The sequence below is a fragment of the Verrucomicrobiaceae bacterium genome, from assembly GCA_016713035.1.
Lineage (GTDB): Bacteria > Verrucomicrobiota > Verrucomicrobiia > Verrucomicrobiales > Verrucomicrobiaceae > Prosthecobacter.
In genome coordinates this window covers 250,764-271,158 of record JADJPW010000007.1, presented here as the reverse complement: position 1 = coordinate 271,158, position 20,395 = coordinate 250,764, and the positions used below count along the sequence as shown (strand labels likewise).

The window sequence follows — 20,395 nt, the reverse complement described above, 5'->3', positions numbered from 1 at the left end:
GTGTCCGCATACCTCTTCCAACTCCGCCACCGACTCGATGAAGATTATCAAAGGGCTTTGAATCGGCGTGCTGAGGATCGTGAGCAAAGCCACTGGCTCACACCGGATGAGTTTGAGCGGCAGTTACAGCTTCTTTATTGATATTCGGTACGCAGATCGGTGATCGGATCAAGTCTCCGTCAGACCGCGTGCCATCACCACTTTGCCGGTGCGGACGGTTTCGACGATGTCGAATTTGCTGAGGATGCGCACGGCGGCGTCGAGCTTGTCGGTGTTGCCGGTGATCATGGCGATGAGGCTGTCTTCTTGGAGATCGACGGTTTTGCCGGCGTAATGCTCGATGATTTGTAGGATCTCGGTGCGCTCGGCGGCTCCAGCGGCGACTTTGATGAGCACCATTTCCTTTGCCACGGCGTCACGGTCGGTGTGCTCGACGCAGCTGATGACGTCGATGAGCTTGTTCACCTGCAGGATGATCTGGTGCAGACCCTCTGGTTGGCCGCTGATGCCGATGGTCATGCGGCTGAAGCGCGGATCACGCGTCTGGGAGACGACGAGGGATTCAATGTTGAAGCCACGGCGGCTGAAGACGGCGCAGATGCGGCCGAGGACGCCAGGCTGGTTGTTCACCATGACGCTGAGCGTGTGAATGTGGATAGGATCGGCCTGCGGAGCGGGTTTTTTGTCGGTGGTGGCGGGGATGCGGTCGGACATGGCGGTTTCGGGGCTGGTGTTTGGAAAGGGGGCGGGGTTTGAGTTCTCAGTTCTCAGTTCTCAGTTGGGCTTTGCTGCGTTTGGGGCGCGAAAGGGTGAAAAGGTCCATTTCGGCTGGCTGGGAGGCTTTGTGGCGCTTTTTGGCAGACTGAGCACTAGGCACTGAGAACTGCGCACTTTGAGTTTTCTGGCCAGAGGGAGCCTTTAAGCGTTCTTGGGCGATTTCGACGTAGTTGGAGTCCATTTCGATGCCTAGCCAATTTCGGCCATTTTGCTGGGCGGCGACGGCGGTGGTGCCGCTGCCTAAAAAGGGATCGAGCACCGTATCGCCTGCATCTGTGGAGCAGAGGACGAGTTTTTCGATCAGACCGAGCGGCTTTTGCGATGGGTGGCCGCATTTTTCCTTCGACTGTCCTTTGAGACTGGGGACGCGGAGGATGTTGGTGGCGTATTTGCCTTTGTTGAGATGGGCTTTGCGGGCCTCCAGGTCTTTGTAGCGCGGGTCTTTGAGATACTGCGCGATGGTCTTCTCGTCGTAGGGGATGCGGACGGCGTCTTTGTTGAACTTCACGCGTTCGCCTTTGCGTAGGACGAGCACCATCTCGTACTGCGGGGTGAAGCTGTCCCGCCGCTCGTCATAGCCCACCGCACGATCCCAGATGATGAGATCGTGAAACTGGTGCTGCTGACTGAGGCGTGACATGAGATGCAAAAAAGTGTGCTCGCGTTTCCCTAGCTGTCCGAAGATGAAGCAGAGGCCGTCATCGCGCAGGACGCGCATGGAATGACGCACCCACTCGTCGCACCAGGCGAGGTAGTCGGTTGCTGTTTTCCATTGAGTGTCCCAGGCTTCATTTTCGAGAACATTGAAATAGGGCGGGTCGGCGATGATGGACTGGATGCTGGAGTCAGGCAGCCTCGCAAGTTCGGTGGCGGCGTCGCCTTGGAGGATGCGGTTGAGTTTCATGGACTACGGCGACTTTTCGGACAGGATTTACAGGATTACAGGATTTTGGCTAGACTGCGGAGGTCCAGGGCTTTGCGAAGATGAAAAAGTAATCCTGCATAATCCTGTGAATCTTGTTAATCCTGTCAAAACGGTATCCGAGCAGCCCAACACGCGATCAGGTCGAACCGGTGGGTTTCTCCATTTTGTGCTTCGGAGTTTCGAGGATCATGTCTTCCAGGGCGGCACCGGCTGGGATCATGGGGAAGACGTTTTCTGCTTTGATGCACTCGGCTTCGATGATGCAGGGGCCGTCGTTGTAATCGAGGGCCTGCTGGAGCACGCGCTCGACATCGGCAGGGCGGCGGATGTGCCAGCCTTTGATGCCGTAGGCTTCACCGAGCTTCACGAAGTCGGGGTTGCCGATGAGATCGACGCCGCTCTCGCGGTTCTCGAAGAAGAGCTCCTGCCACTGGCGGACCATGCCGAGGTAGCTGTTGTTGAGGATGAGGATCTTGATCGGTAGCTTGTGAATCGCGGCAGTAGCCAGCTCAAAGAGGGTCATCTGGAAGCCACCGTCACCCGAGATGGAGACGACGGTCTTGTCTGGGTAGGCGAGCTGCGCACCGATAGCCGCTGGAAAGCCGAAGCCCATCGTGCCAGCACCGCCGGAGCTGAGCCAATGGTAGCTTTCGTCGTTCTTGTAGAACTGCGCGGCCCACATCTGGTGCTGACCCACGTCGGTGGAGACGATGGCCTTGCCTTTGGTGAGGTTGTAGAGCTCATCAATGACCTGCTGCATGCGCAGTCCACCCTGTTTCTTGTAAGTGAGGGGGAATTTCTTCTTGTAGCCATCGAGATGGGCCAGCCAGTCTTCGGTGGGCAGTTTTTCGACGTGTGGGAGCAGATCGCTGAGCGCTGCTTTGGCGTCGCCTTTGATCGCGACGTCCACTTTGATCATCTTGTTGAACTCGGCGGCGTCGATGTCGATGTGGATGAGCTTGGCATTACGGCCAAACATGTGCGGCTTGCCGATGATGCGGTCGTCAAAGCGGGAGCCGACATTGAAGATCAGATCGGCCTCGCAGATGGCCTTGTTCGCATACGCGGTGCCGTGCATGCCCAGCATGCCGAGAGACAGCGGATGAGTTTCTGGGAAGACACCTTTGCCGAGCAGGGTGGTGGTCACTGGGCAGCCGAGCGTTTCTGCCAGCGTGAGCAGTTCTTTATCCGCACGGGCGATCATGGCACCCTGACCGGCCAGGATGACGGGGCGCTTGGCTCCAGCGAGCAGGCGAGCGGCTTCTTTGATGCCTGCCTGGTCGATTTTGAAATTCTGTTCGGGGTGGTAGCCGGGCAGATCCATGGGCTCATCAAAGGTGCCGGTGAAGGCTCCCTGACTGATGTCCTTCGGGATGTCGATGAGCACGGGGCCTGGGCGGCCAGTGGTGGCGATGTGGTAGGCCTCACGGGCGATGCGGGGCAGCGCATTGGAGCTCTTGACCAGGAAGTTATGCTTCACGACCGGGGCGGTGATATTGAAAATGTCCGCTTCCTGGAAGGCGTCCTTCCCGAGCATCCAGGTGACCTGCTGGCCGCAGAGGATGATCATGGGCACGCTGTCCATCTGGGCGGTCATGATGCCGGTGACGGTATTCCCAGCGCCGGGGCCGGAGGTGACGAGCACGACGGCGGGCTTCCCGGTGGCGCGGGCGTAGCCGTCGGCCATGTGGACGGCACCCTGCTCGTGGCGGACGAGGATGAATTTCATATCCGTCTTCACGGTCTGGAGGGCGTCAAAGATCGGGATAGCTGCGCCGCCGGAGTAGCCAAAGACGTACTCGATGCCGAGATCGGCGAGGGTTTTGATGAGGGCCTGTGCGCCGTCCATTTTTGGGGTGCTCATGATTGAGTTTGGGTAAAAATTGCGATTTGGGCGGCCAAAATCGGGTCAAACGCGAAAATCGCAAGCCGAAGTTTGCCCGTTTTTGATCAAATGCGACCAGTTGAGGGCTTCTTGTGGTTGAAAACGCGACAATTTCGCCCAAATGCGGGTTTTGCCGGACTATTTCGCGGCAAAAGCAAAAAAGCCCTTCTCCGTGCGGAGGTAGAGTACGCCATCCACAATGGCTGGGGTGGCAAAGACGGGCTGCTTCAGCTCATTGCGGGCGAGGACGGTGAGTCGATCCCCCGCAGCGTCCAGCACCACCACCGTGCCACGCTGGGAGGTGACGTAGATTTTGCCCCCCGCCGTGACGGCAGAGGCGTAGTAGTCACCTGGGGCATCGACGCGTTCGGCTTGGTAAATGGGGCTGCCGCTTTTCGCCTCGTAGGCACTGGCTAGTCCGCCGCTCTTCATGGTGAAGATGCACCCGCCAGCCACCACTGGGCTGGAGACGTAGGGCAGGTGCTTGCTCTGCTGCCAGAGCACGTGTGTGTCCGTGATGTCGCCACGGCCGCCGGGACGGATGGCAAAGAGCTGGTTCACCGCCTCTGCGAACATGCTGCGCAGCACCTCATACTCCTGGGCAGTGACTTTGCCGTCCTTATCCGCATCGATCTGTGAAAAGCGGTCTTTGATCTTCCCTGCGGGGAATTCTGCCAGCGTCAGCAGTCCGTCCTTGTCCGCATCATTCGCGGCGAGGAAGTCTGCATGCGGCTCCATCACCACGCGGTCATCCTCATCGCCACCCACATTCCAGCTCACCAGTAGCAGCACGCCATCTGCGGCCGTAGGGCTAGCATTCGATACGCGGGCCATCCCCCGCACGGACCAGCGCTGCTGCCCATCCGCCAGATCATAGCTCCGCGTCCAGAGTGATCCGCATACGATCAGCTCGGAGATCCCATCATGCTGCCACACAAATGGCGTGGAGAATCCGCGGCGGAACTCGCTCCGATCCACACGCCAGAGCTGCGAGCCCGTCTGCGCATCCAGCGCCAGCATGTAGCTACCGATGTCTTGATCGACGACGAGGATGACCTTTCCCCCGATCACGATCGGCGAGGAACTGGTGCCAAACTCCACCACCGGCGGTGGCAGCGTTTTTTGCCAAAGCAGCCGCCCATCCCAATCATATGCCAATACGCCATAGGAGCCGAAATAGGCGAAAAGCCGCTCCCCATCCGTGCAGCACGTCGGAGCAGCCGGTGAGCCGATGCGGTGTGCACCTTCGATTTTTCCTGCTGGAGCCTCAGCACGCCAGATTTCGCGTCCATCTGCCGCCTGGAGGCAAAAAGTGACCAATTTCCCCTCTGCCAGCCCAGTGAGTGCGATACGCCCCTTCCAAATACAGGGCGAGGAATGCCCCTGGGGCACCGCCACCTGCCATTTCATGTTTTGACCCACCGCGAAAGCTACGGGCGGCTCACCACTACCAGCCCCCAAGCCGCCCTCGCCACGAAACTGCGGCCACTCGCCCGCCTGTGCTGCTCCAGCAGCCAAGAAGCATGCCATCAAAAAGAATCGGGGTGCAAGAATCCGCATTCCAAGGGGTGTCGCTCTATATGTGTTCATGGTTTTGGGAAATGGAGGTGCTTGCCTTGTTTACCAGCTTTGTGTGCCTCGTGCGTGTCCTGCGGGATGCCGGGGTCGCCTTGGGCGGTCAGCCACTGATCGAGTGCGGCACTGAGTTTGGTCTTGATGGCGGTGCACTCGGGTTTCGCGGCGAGATTGGTCATCTCTGCTGGATCATCCGCAGTGTGGTAGAGCTGCTCCGCAGGGCGGTGCATGTAGCGCTTCACGAGGGTGTAGGTGTGCGGATTGTCGAGCGCGGTGGCCATCCAGCTCGACCAATAAGGATTATGCACCGTAGCCCCACCGAGCAGGCCCATGAGATGCTTTTCGATGAAGATTTCATCCGGCGTGAGATTGCGGATGTAGCGCCACTCACCGTCGGTGATGCTGCGGATGGGATACGCGGGGCCTTCGGGGATGTTGTTATGCGCGGCGTAGGCGTAGTCGCGATGCGTGGCCTTTTCTCCGCGTAGCACAGCGGCGAAGCTGCTGCCGTCAAAGGTGTGCGTACTTTTCACACCGATGACATCGAGCAGCGTCGGGGTGACATCAGCGTATTGCACCAGAGCGCTGGAGCGGCTGCCAGCGGCGACTTTTCCAGGCCAGCGGGCGATGAGCGTGGTGTGCAGCCCGGTGTCCCAGCAGGTCCATTTATTGCCGGGGAACTGCGATCCCTGCTCACTGGTGAAAAGCACGAGCGTGTCTTGCGCTGCGCCGCTTTCATCCAGCGCCGCGAGGATCTCACCGACCTGTCCGTCCATGTAAGTGATCTCGGCGAGGTACTTGGAGAAATCCTCTCGCGTCTTCGGAGTGTCGGCGATGTTCGGCGGCAGTTTGAGCTTCTGCGGCGGATACTTTGACGCATCGCCCATCACCCACGGCACATGCGGCTCGGTCAAAGCGACGACGAGGCAGAAGGGCTGCGCTTTGTCGCGTGTGATGAAGCTCTTCACGCCTGCGAGGTCATGCGGATGCGTGGGATCACGCACCGCATTGGCATCGAATCCGGGCACGTCTTCAAAAGGAAAACATGGCCTCGGCGTCACATGCACCTTGCCCGCGATGCCGGTCCGATAACCCGCTGGTGTGAGATGGTGTGGCAGACTTTTCGTCTCAGGCCGGCAGGCGCTGTGATTCCACGCACAGCCATTCCGCATCGGCTGCTGGCCGGTGTAGAGCTCCGCGCGGCAGGGCTGACACATCGCAGCGGTGACGTAAGCCTTGTCAAAAACGAGCCCCTGTGCGGCGAGGCGGTCGATATTCGGCGTCTTCGCATTTTGACCGCCGTAGATGGCGAGATCGCTGAATGTGCAGTCATCCGCGAGGATGAGGAGGATGTTCGGCTGCGCCGCGAAGAGCGGAGTGCAGAGCGTGAGAACAAAAAAGATGCAGAGGAGCTTCATGGGATGGTGAACGTGCGAACCTGGATGCCGTTTTTGCCGCTCTTTTGGATGCTGCGGGGCTCTGGCTGGGCGAAGCCGTTCAAATCGACGGTGCGGGCGCGGACTTCGTATTTGCCGGGCTTCAAATCACGCAGCGCGGTGCTGAAGCCGACCATGCTGTAGCGCAGAGGCCAGGAGAGAGGCTTTCCGGTCTTTTTGTCGAAGCCGAGGATGTCCTGCGGCTTCACGCCGGCGGGAAGCACGCTTTTCCAATCCGGCGGCGCATCGAGCTGCGCGGGCTCCCAGACGGCCTTTTGCCATTCGGGCGAGTTTTCAGCCAAATCGGCTCCCGCAGGCCGCAGCCACGTCTCGACGTGTGAGAGGCCGGAGAGGCCGCTGATGGCCCAACCGCCGACATGGGCCGTTTTGCCGCTCACGACGACGTCATCGAGATACGCGGCAGTTTTGAGGTGCGACTCGGGATCGTTGTTTTTCTCCGCGTAGGTGTCGTTCGCCCGGTGATCATTCGTAAGGCGGATGTGCTGGAGCCATTTGATCGATTTGAAGCCGTGCGCCCATGGCACGACCATGCGCACGGGGCCGCCGCGTTCGAGGTTGATGGGTTCGCCGTTGAGTTTGTAGGCGATAAACACGGGCAGCTCGCCCGGCGGTGTCTCCATGACCTGCGTGTAGCTGAGTGAGGACTGGAAGCGCTGCTTCGGGTCGTCATTGTGAAAGCCCCAGAAGTACACGCGGCGCACATTCGACATCGCGCCGCAGAGCCGCAGCACATCACGCAGCGGCACGCCCTCCCACAGACCCTGGCCGAGCGGCGTGGCGATGTTCAGGCACTGCATGGCCTTCAAAAACAAGACGCGATGCTTTTTCCCGAGCTCCAGGAGCTGTGCGTAGTCGAGTGTGACGGCGCGTTCGATCTGCGCCTTCTGCGTGACGACTTCGTTCGTGGTTTCATCCACGCTGATTTCGAGCTTCCACGACTCCGGGGAGAGCTTTGCTCGGATCAAAGCCTCGCCGGTGAGTGAGTGCGGCTTTGGCGTGCCGCGGGAGACATCTTCGAAATCATCGGCGGCGGTGAGAAACGGGCGCGGTTTGATCTGCGCGGGTTCTTCGGCGTGGATGGAGGTCTGCATCGCGGCGAGCGATCCGATGCCGAGTTTCACGGCCTGCCTGCGGGAGATGGGGCTCATGGTGGTGAGTGAGTTGTTCAGGCGGCATGCTGACAGAAAGCCCCGCTCACGGCACCATCTTCTTTTTGCCATTCGTCGGCGAGATCCGTCACCTTTTCAGGCTGCGTAGCAGCGAGGCTGCATGCCAAAATGTTTGCACGGCTCTTCGGGAGGCATGGTCCTGTATTCGGGGCATTCTTGCCCCGAAAGGGGCCAGGAATGGCCCCAATACCCATTAGCCCGGTCCGGGCTCGATTCCGTTTTCAAGGCTCCATGGGCCTTGTTGGCGGACGAACCAGTGCAGTTTTTGAGCTTCTTTGCCGATGATCGTGTTCGGGGCGCGGCGCTCCAGGAGTTGCAAATACTTGTCGGCAGCTTTGTCGTCGCCTTTATCGTCGCCACGAATCCAGTTTCCGGCGCAATTGAGCACGTCGGCGAGCTCTTCGCTGTCGTTGGGAAGCAGGGCTGCGGCTTTTCCAGCGAGTTCGGCGGCAAGAAAGCGGTGATAGCGCCTGCGATCCGGGTTGTATCTTGAGTTGGCGATGCGCTCACGTTCCGCACTGGTTGATGGAATAACGATGGGCTTGGGGTTTTGCTTCGTGACGCCGTCATCATAAGAATAAAGGATGTAGCGCCCCGTCATGCGTTGGGTGGCAATGCTGTTCGGGCCTTCGATTTCGGGGTAAGTGAGTTCTGGCTGCGTTTTGATGATGCAGGCAGCATCAAAGTAGGCACGTGCCCGCTCCAGCCGTGGCGTTTTGGTGTTCTCGGCCTTTGATTTGGCATCGATGTAGCGCTGAAGAGCCTTTTGTTGCTCCGCTGGGAAGTATTTCAAAGCCTCTGGTGCTCGATTGGCCCTGACCAGACGGCGGGCCAGGATGTGACGAAGAGCCAGTGTCTCGTGCGGATAGTAGAAGCCATACACATCTAGCTCAGTTTGGCTGGTGATCTGAGCTGGATCGACGGGAGGTAGCTTATCCACGTAGGCGATGAGTTCTTGCAGCGTGAATACACGCTCTGCCATGAAATGGCAGTCATGGAACAATCCAAACTCACGAAAGACTTCGAATGCCTGCATGAAGTCACCACGGCTCAAATGCAGCCCGGCAAAATCGCCACCGAAACAAAACGGCATGGGTTGGGAGTACTCACGCTCATAACCTTTTGTCCACGGAGCGATGATTTCAAACTCCTGCACGATGGATTTAGCGGCTCTGGCCATCGTGAGAGTCGCGGCCTTGGTTTCGCCGTCGCGACGTTGAATTTTGGCTTTCAGCCAGAGTGTTATAGCCTTGTCAGGGGCGGCTAATTGGAGCCAGTTCTTCGCTGCAGTGTATTCTCCGGCGCAATAAGCACACCATGCGATGCGCTCGGCGTCGGGGTCTTGTTGGACACCGACTTCTTGGAGTATCTTGAGCCATGCAGCAAAGCCTCCGGCAGTGTCACTGCGGATACTTGCATAGTCATACATGTCGCTCGTGGTGTTTGCGCAAAGCATGTTTGCGGTCTTGAGCCTCCGCAGCACTTCATCCTTGGCCATACGGCTGAATGTTTCGGTCTCAGGCTGGCCTTGGACCGGGAATGGAAAGACATGCTTGAGCGAGGAGATGGCCGAGTCATCTCCGAGCGCCAACTGCGTGAGGTAGAGTCTGGCAGCGGTTTCGTAGTTTTGATGGTCGAGTTCCCACTTCGCCTCCCAGCCATAGCTGTCGGCTGCTAGGCCGATGGAGTCGGCAAAACCTTCTCTGGCCAGTGCGCGGGTCATTTGAAACCACTTCGCGCCATCGCCTTGTTTTTCGTAGATGGCGAGTTTGCCCAGCATGAAGGCTGCCCACGTGCTGCGGTAGTGCCGTTGCTCCTTTGGTCGTGCCAGCAGATGCTCCCAGGCGGCTTTGGCGTCGGCGTAGCCGTCTTTGCCGCGGCTGAAATGGTAGGCTCCCCGCTGGTAATCGGTGAACTCATGATCTTCGAGTGTGACCTTGGGCTCTTTGTCCGCCAGATAGAGACGAGCTTCGTTGTGGAGAGTGATGGAGCCTTTCTGGTCAGCGGATTGGATGCGGCCAGATTTCAGAGCGTCGGCAAACTCGGTCGTGTTGGCCTCTTCGCTTTGCGCTGCCCAGGTTTTGATGGGCAACTCAGGCTCAGGGGATTCTTGAGCTGCTTTTTCATCATAACCGAAACGTTTTTCTGCGGGGAGGAAGTCGCGTGCGATGCGTTTGGTTTCAATGGCCCAATAAAACTCCGGCGAGTGATCCGAAGCGATGCCGCCATCACCCAACCAATAAAACGGACCATATCCACCGCTGCCATGAAGGCATGGGGCGGCCATTCCGAATGAAACGACGAACAAACTCAGGCTAACGAGTGACTTCGACATGGAGGGGAGTGCTTTCCTGAAAGCGCAGCCATCCTACCGCGACTCTGCCACCTGGCGCGAGCCGTATGTGAGCTGGTGGCGAAAAAATGGCACGCCCGGCTTCTTGACGCATCTGCCAGCCTGGCAGTGCCTCGATGGCGGCAGGAGGGGCGGAGTTGGCCCAGTTCACGGTGAGTGTGCCGTGGAGGTCTTCGTCCACTTCACCGGTGTTTTCCAAGGAGAGGTCGTAGGGCTGTGTGGAGGTGATTTTGGCCTCCAAACGGCTCTGTGGCATGCGCTGGTCCAAAATGGCGGCCAGTGTGGTCCAGTGCCAGTTTCGCTGATCCGTCTCCACGGGCAGGCGGTACCAAATGATGCCCGTGCAGTTCTGCGGTGGCGCTGCGGTCCACTCCTGCACCAGCGCGGCCAGTGCAGGAGCGTCCGAGTCCAGCCGCATGACCTGTGTGCCAGCAGGCCAACGCGGTTGCGTGGCATCCAGCGCCAGACCGAGAAGCTGGCCCTCCGGGTCATAACCAGCGAGGGCGGAGTAGGTAGAAAGCGCGATTTCAAAGGGATGTTGGAGCTTCGTGGCCTGCTGCACCCATTTTCTGGCCCGGTCCGGCTCGCAGAGGAGTGAGCGGATGGTGACGCGGGAGGGCGTGAAAGAGTGCAACTGAAGGACGTAGGCATCCACATGCGTCAGCAACGTCGGAAAAGCCGTCTCCGCGAGCCAGCTTGGCAGCGTGGTGATGACGAGACGTGTCGGGGCGATCGCCCGACGCACCGCACGGAGCCAGTGGGCATATCCAGCGAGCTTTTTCTGCGCACAATCGAAGTCCAACTGGAACTCCGCGCAGCTCACGCCTTCACCTCGCACACGGCGCAGCAGTTCGGCGGCCTGCGCCGCGATGAAGGCCGTTTTCTCATCTCCCTCCTCAAACGGCGCGGCATGATTCGCGATGCGCATGACGATGGCGACGGGCTTTCGCAGCGCTCGGACGCCCTGCCAGTCCGGGGAGCCAAAGACAACCCTGGGAGTGATGGATGCGTCTTTTTTGTCCCACACGATCTCAGCACCGAAGAGCGCCAGACCACGCAGAGGTGAACGGTCAGCCTTTAGTGCTGCTGCGCTGACAGCAGGAGTCCACTGCCGCTGCCACACGTAGGCGCGATGCGGCATTTCACGGCTTGCCTCTTTCCGGCAGGAGCACATGACTGCGCAGGCCAGCAGCAGGATGCGAGTGAGCGAGGAAAGGAGAGTCATGGCGGCGTCGGCAGGGATACCTTGTCCGGCGCTTGCCTTTTGCACGGTCCATTTTGGTCCGGTTGCTCGGCATCTTCGGCTTGGAATCGGCTCTCGGCAGAGTCAGGATGATGCACCATGCGTCTCATCCTCTGCTTTCTTTCCCTCTTCATTCTTTGCAACGGCATCTCCAGCCACGCCGAGGAACCGAAGTGGATTCCGCTCTTCAATGGCAAGGATTTGACCGGGTGGACGATCAAGATCGCGAAGCGGCCGCTGGGGGAGAATTTTGCGAACACGTTTCGCGTCGAGGATGGCATCCTGAAGGTGAGCTACGATGGCTACGAGAAGTTTGACCAGCAGTATGGACACCTTTTCACCAATCTGCCCTACTCGCACTACATCCTGCGCATGGAGTATCGCTTCACGGGCACGATGATGGCGGATGCGCCGAAGTATGTGAACCTCAACAGCGGCGTGATGCTGCACGCGCAGCCGCCGCAGAGCATGCGCTTCGATCAGGGATTCCCATCCAGCCTGGAGATGCAGTTCCTCGCCGATGAAGGCAAGGGGCCGCGACCCACGGGCAATCTGTGCACGCCGGGCACGCATGTGGAGATGGAGGGGCAGCTTTTCACGAAACACATCGCCAAATCGAGCTCGCCCACCTTTCCGGCGGAGGAATGGGTGCAGGCGGAAATGGAGGTGCGCGGCCATGACATGATCATCCACCGCATCAACGGAGTCGAGGTCCTGCGCTACGAGCATCCGGTGCTCGATCCGTCCTGCACCATCGCACCCGCGAGCGACATCACCGCCGCTGGTGGCGATGTGAAGCTCAGCTACGGCCACATCGCGCTACAAGCCGAGGGCCAGCCGGTGTGGTTTCGCAAGATCGAGCTCCAGCCGCTGCAAACTAGATAGAGAGAGCCTTTTGCCGATTTTCGAGCAGAGCAAAGCGGGGCATAGTAGGCCCGCCATCTGCTGCAACAAAATGGGCCTCCAGATCGTTTCATCGCCCCCCCCCAAACACCCTTCATGAATCGTCGTCATTTCCTCCTCAGCTCCCTCGGTGCCACACTGGCGCTACCGGGCATGTCATCGCTCCAGGCCAAAGGAGCGGTTAAGGCCGCCAAAGGCGCAGGCATGGGTGCGCGGCGCTTTGTCGCCATCGGCAACCTGCTCGGCTACCAGACGAAAAGCCTGTTTCCGACCACGCAGGGCCGCAATTACGAGAAGACGACGCTGCTGGGGCCTCTGGCGGAGATTCGCGATCACATGACGGTCTTTCGCGGGCTCGACCACGGCGTGAAGGGCGGCCATTTCGCGGTGCATTCCTTCCTTTCCGGCGTGCTGCACTCCGAGGCGCAAAACCGGCCCGAGGGCAATGTGACCATCGATCAATACCTCGCGGACGAAATCGGCTTTCAGACACGGTTTCCCGCACTCACGGTCGGCTCGGAAGGCGGCATCCATGGCGGCTGCCAGATTTCATGGACGAAGTCGGGCGTGCGTGTGCCGCCGGTGACGAATCCGGCGGAGCTTTTCGAGAAAATCTTCGTCACCGACTCCAAAGAGCGTCAGGCACGCCGTGCACAAGAAAACCAGGTGGAGGCCTCCATCCTCGATTCCGTGCTGGAGGAAGCAAACCGCCTCTCCAAGCAGGTGAACAAGGAGGATAAAGACAAGCTCGACGAGTATCTGACCTCCGTGCGGGATGTGGAGAAGCGCCTCGAACTGCGCCAAAAGTGGACGCATCAGCCGAAGCCCAAAGCGCCCTTCGACAAGCCCGCCAACCGCAACGCCGTCGAGGACATGCCACTGCTCTATGAGATGATCGCTCTCGCTTTGCAGACGGACAGCACCCGCATTGCAACGCTGGAGATCGGCGGCGATTTCATGCCGCAGCACCTCGGCATCAAGAAGGACTGGCACGGCCTCTCCCATCACGGCAACGACGCCGAAGCCATCGCCGACCTCATCAAGCTGGAGACGTATCAGATCGAGCACTTCGGCAAGTTCGTGGCCCGCCTGGCCAAGATGAACGACGGCGAGCGCACGCTGCTAGACTCCACGACCGTGCTTTTCGGCAGCGGCATGGGCGATGGCAACTCTCACAAGAACTCCGACCTGCCCATCCTCCTCGCTGGTGGCGGCTACAGGCACGGCGAATTCCGCGAGGTGCCCCGCGAAGGCATCAACAAGGTGCCGTTGTGCAACCTGTTCGTCGATATCGCCCAGAAGATGGGCGTGGAGACCGATTCGTTCGGCAGCAGCACGGGGCGGTTTGCTTGATCGAAAAAGAGTGGTGCTAAGAGAAGTGTTTCATCACTCTCTTTGCCCACTCTTCATTCTGAAGACTTCCACGGAAGCCAGCGCCGTTTGGCTGGTGGAGGAGCTGGGTTTTTGGCAAAGTCTGGCACGCTCGCTTTATCATAACCGCCGCCGAGGGCGCGGTAGAGGTCGATGGTGGAGAGGAGTTCTTCGAGCTTGGCGCGGGCTTGGGAGATCTCGGCGGCGAAGAGTTGTTGGTCGTTGTAGAGGACTTCGAGGTAGGCGGCGACGCCGTTGTCGTAGCGCTGGCGGATGAGACCGAGGGCGGACTGGCGGGCGGTGACGACGCGGGACTGCGCCTCATGCACTCCAGCGCTTTTTTGGCGGCTGATGAGGGCGTCGGAGACTTCGCGCAGGCTTTGCAGGACGGTTTTGCGGTAGTCGGCTTCGGCTTCATCGCGGGCGGCTTTGCTGCCCATGATTGCGGCGCGGAGTCGGCCTCCGGTGAAGATGGGCACGTTCACGGCGGGGCCGATTTGCCAGAGCTTGGTGGGATTGGTGAAGAGGTCGCCGAGCTCTTTGCTGCGCAATCCGACGCTGGTGGTGAGGGTGAAGCTGGGAAGGAGCTGCGCTTGTGCGACGCCGATGTCGGCTGTGGCGGCGATGAGCAGTTGCTCGCTAGCGCGGATGTCGGGTCGGCGATTGAGAAGATCGGAGGGCAGGCCAGCGGGGATGTGCGCGACGAGTTGGGTGCCGCTGAAGGCGGTGCCACGGCGAATGGAGCCGGGCGGACGGCCTGCGAGGGTGCTGAGCTGGTTTTCCAGCAGGGCGATTTGTTTTTCGATGGTGCGTATGGCGACATCGGCCTCGGCGATGAGCACTTGGCCTTGTTCGACATCGGTGAGCGGGCCTTGTCCGGCTTTTTGTTTTTGCGTGAGGAGTTCGAGCGACTTCACGCGGGCCTCGCGCGTGCGTGTGGCGATGGAGAGCTCGTGATCCTGCTCGCGCAGCGAGACGTAGGCGGTGGCGATGCCTGCGATGAGGCCGACCTGCACCATGCGGCGGCCTTCTTCCGTGGCGAGGAGCTTGGCGCGGGCGGATTCGGCGGCGCGGCGGATTTTGCCCCAGAAGTCAGCTTCGTAATCGAGCAGTGTGATGCCGATGCTGTGGCTTTGTGTGTCGAAAAGGCTGGGGGAGTTGAACTTCGAAAGCGAGATGTCGCGTGAGACCTCGCTGTGACTGTAGTTGTAGCCCGCGCCGATGGTGGGCAGAAAGCGTGAGCGCACGGCGGCGAGGTTTGCCTGGGCCTGGATGACGCGGGCGGAGGCAGCGGCGAGGTCGAGATTGTTCGCGAGGGCTTCGTCGATGAGTTGGCGCAGAGCCGCATCTTTGAAAACACTGCGCCAATCGAGATCGCCGAGGCTGCGACCGTATTTATTACTACCAAAACGGAAGGTGGATGGCTCACCAGCGTAGGGCCGTGAGTAGTTCGGGCCGACGGCGGCGCAGCTCGCGAATAGCGTGGTGATGAGGGGAATGAAAAGAGTGCGATTCATGCGCTGAGTGGTTGTGACGGTTTTTTGCCTGCGCCGCTGAGCCACATGATGAAGCCGTAGCAGGCGGGGATGACGAAGATGCCGATGAGCGTGGCGATGGTCATGCCGCAGACGACGGCGGTGCCCATGACTTGGCGGGAGTTTGCCCCGGAGCCGGTGGCGATGGCGAGTGGCACTGCGCCGAGGATGAAGGCGAAGGAGGTCATCAAAATGGGCCGCAGGCGCAGGCGTGCGCCCTCGATGGCGGCTTCGATGAAGGGTTTGCCGTTCTCGTGCTCCATCTTGGCGAATTCGACGATGAGGATGGCGTTCTTCGCGGCGAGGCCGATGAGCATGATGATGCCGATCTGCGCATAGACGTTGTTTTCAAAGCCACGCATGAGCAGGCCGAGGAAGGTGCCGAGCACGACGAGCGGTGTGGCGAGCAGCACGCTGAAGGGCAGCGACCAGCTCTCATACTGCGCGGCGAGCAGCAGGAAGACAAAGATGAGCGCGAGGCCAAAGATGAAGATGGCTTGCCCCTCAGCTTTTTTCTCTTGGTAGGTGAGTCCGGTCCATTCGTAGCCGTAGCCTGCGGGCAAGTGATCGGCGGCGAGTTCTTCCATGACGGCGACGGCCTGTGCGGAGCTGTAACCGAGCGCAGGTGAGCCACTGATTTCGACGCTGCGATAGAGATTGTAGCGTGTGGTGAAGGCGGGGCCGCCGGTTTGCGAAACCTTCACCAAAGTATCGAGCGGGACCATTTTGCCGTCTTTGTTCCGCACATAGAATTTCGCGATGTCTTCGGGCTTGCCGGTGAATTTCGGCTCGGCCTGCAAATAGACGCGATAGACGCGGCCAAAGCGGTTGAAGTCATTGATGTAGGCTCCGCCGAGGTAAGCCTGGAGCGTGCTGAAGACGTCATTCACGTTCACACCGAGCAGACGGCACTTTTCGCGGTCGAGATCGACTTTGACCTGCGGCACGCTGGGGCGGAAGCCGGAGAAGAGTCGAGCCAGCTCGGGACGCTGACCCGCGGCGGCGAGGAATTTTTGTGAAACAGCGGCGAGTTCCTCCACACTGCCTCCAGCGCGGTCTTGGAGCATGAAATTGAAACCAGAGGCATTGCCGTATCCCGGCAGTGAAGGCGGCCCGAAGGCGAAAATGCGGGCTTCGGGGATTTTGATGAATTCCTTCATCAGTTGGAAGATGATGCCGCGAACGTGGGTGAGGCGTGTTTGACGCTCTTTCCAGTCTTTGAGGCTGACGAAGAAGGTGATGGCATTCGGCGAGGAGACGCCGGTGAGCGTGCTGAAGCCGTTCACGTTGAGAAAGGAGTCGATGCCTTCGATTTTGCCGAGCAGGGCTTCGATCTTTTTGCCGACGGCTTGGGTGCGCTGGAGCGAGGCAGCGTCGGGCAGCTCGGCAGAGATGAAGAAGTAGCCTTTGTCCTCCTCCGGGATGAAGCCGCCGGGCACTTTTTGGCCGACGTAGTAAATGCCGACCACTGCGGCGACGAGGATGAGCATCGCACGAGCCGAGCGACGCACGAGGAAGCCGACGATGCCGGTGTAGCGTGCGGTGATGGCATCGAAGACCTTATTAAAGAGGCGGAAGAACCAGCCGAGCGGCCCACGCTGCGGTTTTGGTGGTCGCAGCAGCATGGCGGCGAGTGCGGGGCTGAGTGTGAGCGCATTGATGGCGGAGAAGATGACCGATGCGGCGATGGTGATGGCAAACTGCTGATACAGCGTGCCGGTGAGGCCAGGCATGAAGGCCACAGGCACAAAAACGGCGCATAAAATGAGTGCGATGGCGACGACGGGGCCGGAGACTTCCTTCATCGCCTTCTTCGTGGCCTCCACGGGTGTGCTGCCGTGCTCCAGGTGGTGCATGACGGCCTCGACGACGACGATGGCGTCATCCACCACGATGCCGATGGCGAGCACGAGGCCGAAAAGCGTGAGTGTATTCACCGTGAAGCCGAGCAGCGGAAACACCATGAAAGTGCCGAGCAGTGCCACAGGCACGGTGAGCATGGGAATGAGCGTGGCGCGGAAGCTCTGCAAAAAGATGAAGACGACGAAGATGACGAGCACCACGGCCTCAAAGAGCGTGTGGACGATGGACTCCATGGAGGCCTTGATCGGCAGTGTGGAGTCGAGCGTGATCTGAAAGGCCATGTCCGGCGGGAAGCTCTGCTGCATCTCGGCGAGCTGCTTTTTGATCTCATCTGCTGTGGCGAGCGCATTGGCTCCGGGTGCGAGATAGATGCCGAGTGCGGCTGCGGGCGATCCATTCACTCCGGCGCTGCTTTTATAAATCTGTGCTCCCATCTCGATGCGGGCCACGTCTTTGACTTTCACCTGGGAGCCATCGGCATTTGAGCGGATGATGATTTGCTCGAACTCCGCTGGGTCTTGCAGCAGGCCGCTGGCGACGACGTTGTATTGGAACTCCTGGCCTTGATTCGCAGGCTCGGCACCGACGATGCCTGCGGCGGCCTGCACGTTCTGCTCGCGCACGGCACCGATCACGTCTGCGGGCGTGAGTCCGAGCGAGGCGAGGCGGTCGGGATCAATCCACAGGCGCATGGCGTAGTCCTGCGAGGTGAAGTTCTTCACATCACCGACACCTTTCACACGAGCGATGCTGTCGATCATGTTGATGGTGGCGTAGTTGGAGAGGAAAATGGCGTCGTAGCTCTTCTTCGGCGAGTAGAGGCCGATGACCATGAGGATGTCCGGGCTGGAGCGTTTCACGTTCACGCCCTCCTGTGTGACGGACTGCGGCAGGCGAGGAAAGGCGAGCGAGGCGCGATTTTGCACGTTCACTTGGTTGATGTTCGCGTTCGTGCCGAGATCGAAGGTCGCGGTGAGGTTCATGCTGCCATCGGCGGCATTCACCGACTTCATGTAGAGCATGTTTTCCACGCCATTGACCTGCGCCTCGATGGGACGAGCCACGGAGGCTTCCACGGCTTCTGAAGCAGCCCCGCGATAGTTCGCGGAGACATTGATGACCGGCGGACTGACCTCGGGATACTCCGAGATGGGCAAGCCAGTGAGCGTGAAGGAGCCAACGATCACCATCAGGATGGAGATCACCATCGCAACGATGGGGCGGCGGATGAAAAATTCGGCCATGGGCTATGAGGTTTGGGACAGAAAGATTAGAGACAGGAAAAATTTCAGAAGGGGAGGGTTTGGAAAATTTTCCTACCTCTAATTTTTCTGTCCTTATCTGGTGATGGTGTGAAGCGTGATTTCATGATGAGCGATGTTAATCCAGTGCAGTGCTTCGAGTGGGCTGGGGGCCAGGAGTTTCCGAAGTTGGGCTGATGGCCTTCCGTGCTGATCCTGGAAAGTGGTGATTCGGAACGCGCTCTCGGGTGATGCTAGATGAAAGCGTTGGTTGCCGATGGGCACGTTATCGAGCTGCATCGGCACCTGTTGGATCACAGCAGTCTCTCCGCCGAGGCATTCCACCAGCGCCTGTGTGTAAAGCGACTGATCTAGCGACGTGCCCCAGTCCGTGATCAGCTCTACGATCATCTGCCGCAAAGCCTCGGGGCCAGCCCAATGTCGATCATAGACGGTGAAGTCTCGTCGCGCGGCGTCATTGAGCGCGGCGTTTACGAAATGAGCGTCCACGGAGGCAGGGCGGAAATTGATGAGCTTGCCTCGCGAGGCGTTGACCAGCAGCAGGTAGTTCAGGAGTTGAGCGAAATGGGCAGGCGTGAGCTGGGTGACGGCCTTGAGTTCGTAGATGGCGACACGGTTGATGACCAGATCGAGATACAAAGTTTTGAGGAAGGAGCGAAACGTCAGCGTGACTGGCACTTCGCAGTCCACTTGAAATCCGGCTGCGCGAAGTAGGTGAGCAAAGCGATCTTGGTAAACGGCTTCATCACACAAACAGCCCAAATCGTTCTGTGCAGCGAATGCATGTGGCATCACGGCGTAGTCGAGCTTTCCAAACTCCTCTTTGATCAGGCGAGGGAAGATGATGGGGCAGTGGATTGGCATAAGAATTTAGGACAGAAAGATTGGGGAGATTCAGAGTCAGAAAATATTTCTGTCTCTAATTTTTCTGTCCTGGAACGCTGGAGAGCAACTCTTGCAGCGGTGCGTCGTCGATCTCGGTGGGTTGTGGCTCGACTTGGAGGCCGTCGCGGACTTTTTGCAGGCCTTCGATGACGATGCGCTCGTCAGCGGCGAGTCCTGACTCCACGATCCAGAGTGAGCCGATGCGGCGGCTCATTTTCACGCGGCGAAAGGCGGCTTTGCCATCGGCAGCGACGACGAAGACGTTGTGCAGGCCTTGCAGCTCTTGCACGGCACGCTGTGGGATGAGCAAGGCACCGGACAGTGTGCGGGTGAGTGCTCGCACGCGGCAGAATTGGCCAGGGCGGAGGATTTTTTGCGGATTGGGGAACTCGACGCGGCATTTCAGTGTGCCGGTGGAGGCGTTCACGATGCGATCGACAAAGGCGAGCTTGCCGAGATGCGGATGCACCTGACCATTCGCGAGCACGAGGGCGAAGGCGGTCTGATTGCCGGGGTCTTTGAATTTGCCCGCGCTATTGAGGTAAGCGACTTCGCTGATCTCCACATTCGCCCAAATGGGATCGAGCGGCGAAATCGTCGCCATCATGGTCGGCAGACCTTTGCCGACGAGCGAGCCGACATCGACCTGCTTCGCGCCGATGATGCCTGCGACGGGTGCAGCGACATCGGTGTAGCCGAGATCGAGCTCGGCGGCGGTGACTTGGGCTTTGCCAGTGTCGAGTGCCGCGATGGCTTGTTTTTCGACGGCGATGGCGGTGTCGAGATCCTTCTGCGGCACGGCGCCGGACTTCGCGAGAGGTCGCAGACGCTGCACGTCCTGCTGCGTGCGTCCGAGATTGGCTTCGAGCTGACCGAGATTGCCTTTAGCTGCGGCGAGGCGTTGCTCGATGGGTTTTTTATCGAGCAAGAAGAGCGGATCGCCTGCTTTCACCTCGGAGCCTTCGACAAAGAGGATTTTTTCTACCGTGGCTTCGACGCGGGCCATGACATCGACATTCGCGGTGGCCTCCGTTTGCGCGATGGCCTCCGCGACGATGGGCACGTCTTTTTTCAAAGGCACAGCGACCTGCACGATGGGCGGGCCAGAGGGGAGTTGCGGCGGTGTTCTTTTGCAAGCAGCGAGGCTGAGCGAAAGAAGGAGAAGCGTCGGGAGGGTTCTCATGAGGTGCTG

15 protein-coding genes are annotated in these 20,395 nt (G+C 59.5%); 3 read left to right on the top strand and 12 right to left on the bottom strand.

The genetic code is table 11. From position 1 onward, the window contains the following. Window positions 1-141 (top strand): hypothetical protein, encoded by a 141-nt coding sequence (locus IPK32_20605; GenBank protein ID MBK8094291.1) that lies wholly within the window; start codon window positions 1-3, stop codon window positions 139-141. A gap of 27 nt (window positions 142-168) precedes the next feature. On the opposite strand, the gene ilvN is transcribed toward IPK32_20605, so the two are convergent. From ilvN to IPK32_20565, 8 genes are all read right to left on the bottom strand, one after another. Continuing rightward, window positions 169-714: an acetolactate synthase small subunit gene (gene ilvN / locus IPK32_20600; GenBank protein ID MBK8094290.1), complete on the bottom strand. Its 546-nt coding sequence runs from the start codon at window positions 712-714 to the stop codon at window positions 169-171. 46 nt (window positions 715-760) lie between these two features. Beyond that, window positions 761-1,681: a site-specific DNA-methyltransferase gene (locus IPK32_20595; GenBank protein MBK8094289.1), complete on the bottom strand. Its 921-nt coding sequence runs from the start codon at window positions 1,679-1,681 to the stop codon at window positions 761-763. A gap of 157 nt (window positions 1,682-1,838) precedes the next feature. After that, the gene (gene ilvB / locus IPK32_20590) at window positions 1,839-3,566 is read right to left on the bottom strand and encodes a biosynthetic-type acetolactate synthase large subunit (protein MBK8094288.1); all 1,728 of its coding nucleotides are present in this window, start codon (window positions 3,564-3,566) and stop codon (window positions 1,839-1,841) included. 159 nt (window positions 3,567-3,725) lie between these two features. Further along, window positions 3,726-5,117, bottom strand: a complete 1,392-nt coding sequence (locus IPK32_20585; GenBank protein ID MBK8094287.1) for a PQQ-binding-like beta-propeller repeat protein — start codon at window positions 5,115-5,117, stop codon at window positions 3,726-3,728. A 56-nt stretch (window positions 5,118-5,173) separates the two neighbouring features. Next, entirely contained in the window at window positions 5,174-6,580 is a 1,407-nt protein-coding gene (locus tag IPK32_20580; protein MBK8094286.1) for a sulfatase-like hydrolase/transferase, read from the bottom strand. Further along, complete coding sequence (locus tag IPK32_20575; GenBank protein ID MBK8094285.1) at window positions 6,577-7,767, bottom strand: molybdopterin-dependent oxidoreductase; 1,191 nt, start codon at window positions 7,765-7,767, stop codon at window positions 6,577-6,579. Before IPK32_20575 ends, IPK32_20580 begins: the two co-directional genes overlap by 4 nt. 214 nt (window positions 7,768-7,981) lie before the next feature. Continuing rightward, entirely contained in the window at window positions 7,982-10,123 is a 2,142-nt protein-coding gene (locus IPK32_20570) for a hypothetical protein (GenBank protein ID MBK8094284.1), read from the bottom strand. Then, a complete protein-coding gene (locus tag IPK32_20565) occupies window positions 10,104-11,366 on the bottom strand; it encodes a DUF3142 domain-containing protein (GenBank protein MBK8094283.1) in 1,263 nt (420 codons plus the stop codon). The genes IPK32_20570 and IPK32_20565 overlap by 20 nt, the downstream gene beginning before the upstream one ends. Window positions 11,367-11,483: 117 nt before the next feature. Between IPK32_20565 and IPK32_20560 the strand changes: the two genes are divergently transcribed. Together IPK32_20560 and IPK32_20555 are read left to right on the top strand one after the other, a co-directional pair. Continuing rightward, entirely contained in the window at window positions 11,484-12,269 is a 786-nt protein-coding gene (locus IPK32_20560; protein MBK8094282.1) for a DUF1080 domain-containing protein, read from the top strand. A 114-nt stretch (window positions 12,270-12,383) separates the two neighbouring features. Next, window positions 12,384-13,640 carry a DUF1552 domain-containing protein gene (locus IPK32_20555; GenBank protein MBK8094281.1) on the top strand — a complete coding sequence of 419 codons (1,257 nt, stop codon included), beginning with the start codon at window positions 12,384-12,386 and terminating at the stop codon, window positions 13,638-13,640. 53 nt (window positions 13,641-13,693) lie between these two features. On the opposite strand, the gene IPK32_20550 is transcribed toward IPK32_20555, so the two are convergent. The 4 genes from IPK32_20550 to IPK32_20535 all read right to left on the bottom strand — a co-directional run bounded on the left by IPK32_20550 (window position 13,694) and on the right by IPK32_20535 (window position 20,386). After that, window positions 13,694-15,175: an efflux transporter outer membrane subunit gene (locus IPK32_20550; protein MBK8094280.1), complete on the bottom strand. Its 1,482-nt coding sequence runs from the start codon at window positions 15,173-15,175 to the stop codon at window positions 13,694-13,696. Beyond that, on the bottom strand, window positions 15,172-18,300 hold the full coding sequence (locus tag IPK32_20545; GenBank protein ID MBK8094279.1) for a multidrug efflux RND transporter permease subunit: 3,129 nt from the start codon (window positions 18,298-18,300) through the stop codon (window positions 15,172-15,174). The genes IPK32_20550 and IPK32_20545 overlap by 4 nt, the downstream gene beginning before the upstream one ends. 93 nt (window positions 18,301-18,393) lie before the next feature. After that, a complete protein-coding gene (locus IPK32_20540; GenBank protein ID MBK8094278.1) occupies window positions 18,394-19,182 on the bottom strand; it encodes a GxxExxY protein in 789 nt (262 codons plus the stop codon). A 55-nt stretch (window positions 19,183-19,237) separates the two neighbouring features. Then, window positions 19,238-20,386, bottom strand: coding sequence for an efflux RND transporter periplasmic adaptor subunit (locus IPK32_20535; protein ID MBK8094277.1), 1,149 nt, complete (start codon window positions 20,384-20,386; stop codon window positions 19,238-19,240). Between the last annotated feature and the right edge of the window lie 9 nt (window positions 20,387-20,395).

Coding starts and splice junctions, on each gene's coding strand:
- ilvN (MBK8094290.1), bottom strand. CDS start 714: ATGTCCGACCGCATCCCCGCCACCACCGACAAAAAACCCGCTCCGCAG.
- IPK32_20595 (MBK8094289.1), bottom strand. CDS start 1,681: ATGAAACTCAACCGCATCCTCCAAGGCGACGCCGCCACCGAACTTGCG.
- ilvB (MBK8094288.1), bottom strand. CDS start 3,566: ATGAGCACCCCAAAAATGGACGGCGCACAGGCCCTCATCAAAACCCTC.
- IPK32_20585 (MBK8094287.1), bottom strand. CDS start 5,117: ATGGCATGCTTCTTGGCTGCTGGAGCAGCACAGGCGGGCGAGTGGCCG.
- IPK32_20580 (MBK8094286.1), bottom strand. CDS start 6,580: ATGAAGCTCCTCTGCATCTTTTTTGTTCTCACGCTCTGCACTCCGCTC.
- IPK32_20575 (MBK8094285.1), bottom strand. CDS start 7,767: ATGAGCCCCATCTCCCGCAGGCAGGCCGTGAAACTCGGCATCGGATCG.
- IPK32_20570 (MBK8094284.1), bottom strand. CDS start 10,123: ATGTCGAAGTCACTCGTTAGCCTGAGTTTGTTCGTCGTTTCATTCGGA.
- IPK32_20565 (MBK8094283.1), bottom strand. CDS start 11,366: ATGACTCTCCTTTCCTCGCTCACTCGCATCCTGCTGCTGGCCTGCGCA.
- IPK32_20560 (MBK8094282.1), top strand. CDS start 11,484: ATGCGTCTCATCCTCTGCTTTCTTTCCCTCTTCATTCTTTGCAACGGC.
- IPK32_20555 (MBK8094281.1), top strand. CDS start 12,384: ATGAATCGTCGTCATTTCCTCCTCAGCTCCCTCGGTGCCACACTGGCG.
- IPK32_20550 (MBK8094280.1), bottom strand. CDS start 15,175: ATGAATCGCACTCTTTTCATTCCCCTCATCACCACGCTATTCGCGAGC.
- IPK32_20545 (MBK8094279.1), bottom strand. CDS start 18,300: ATGGCCGAATTTTTCATCCGCCGCCCCATCGTTGCGATGGTGATCTCC.
- IPK32_20540 (MBK8094278.1), bottom strand. CDS start 19,182: ATGCCAATCCACTGCCCCATCATCTTCCCTCGCCTGATCAAAGAGGAG.
- IPK32_20535 (MBK8094277.1), bottom strand. CDS start 20,386: ATGAGAACCCTCCCGACGCTTCTCCTTCTTTCGCTCAGCCTCGCTGCT.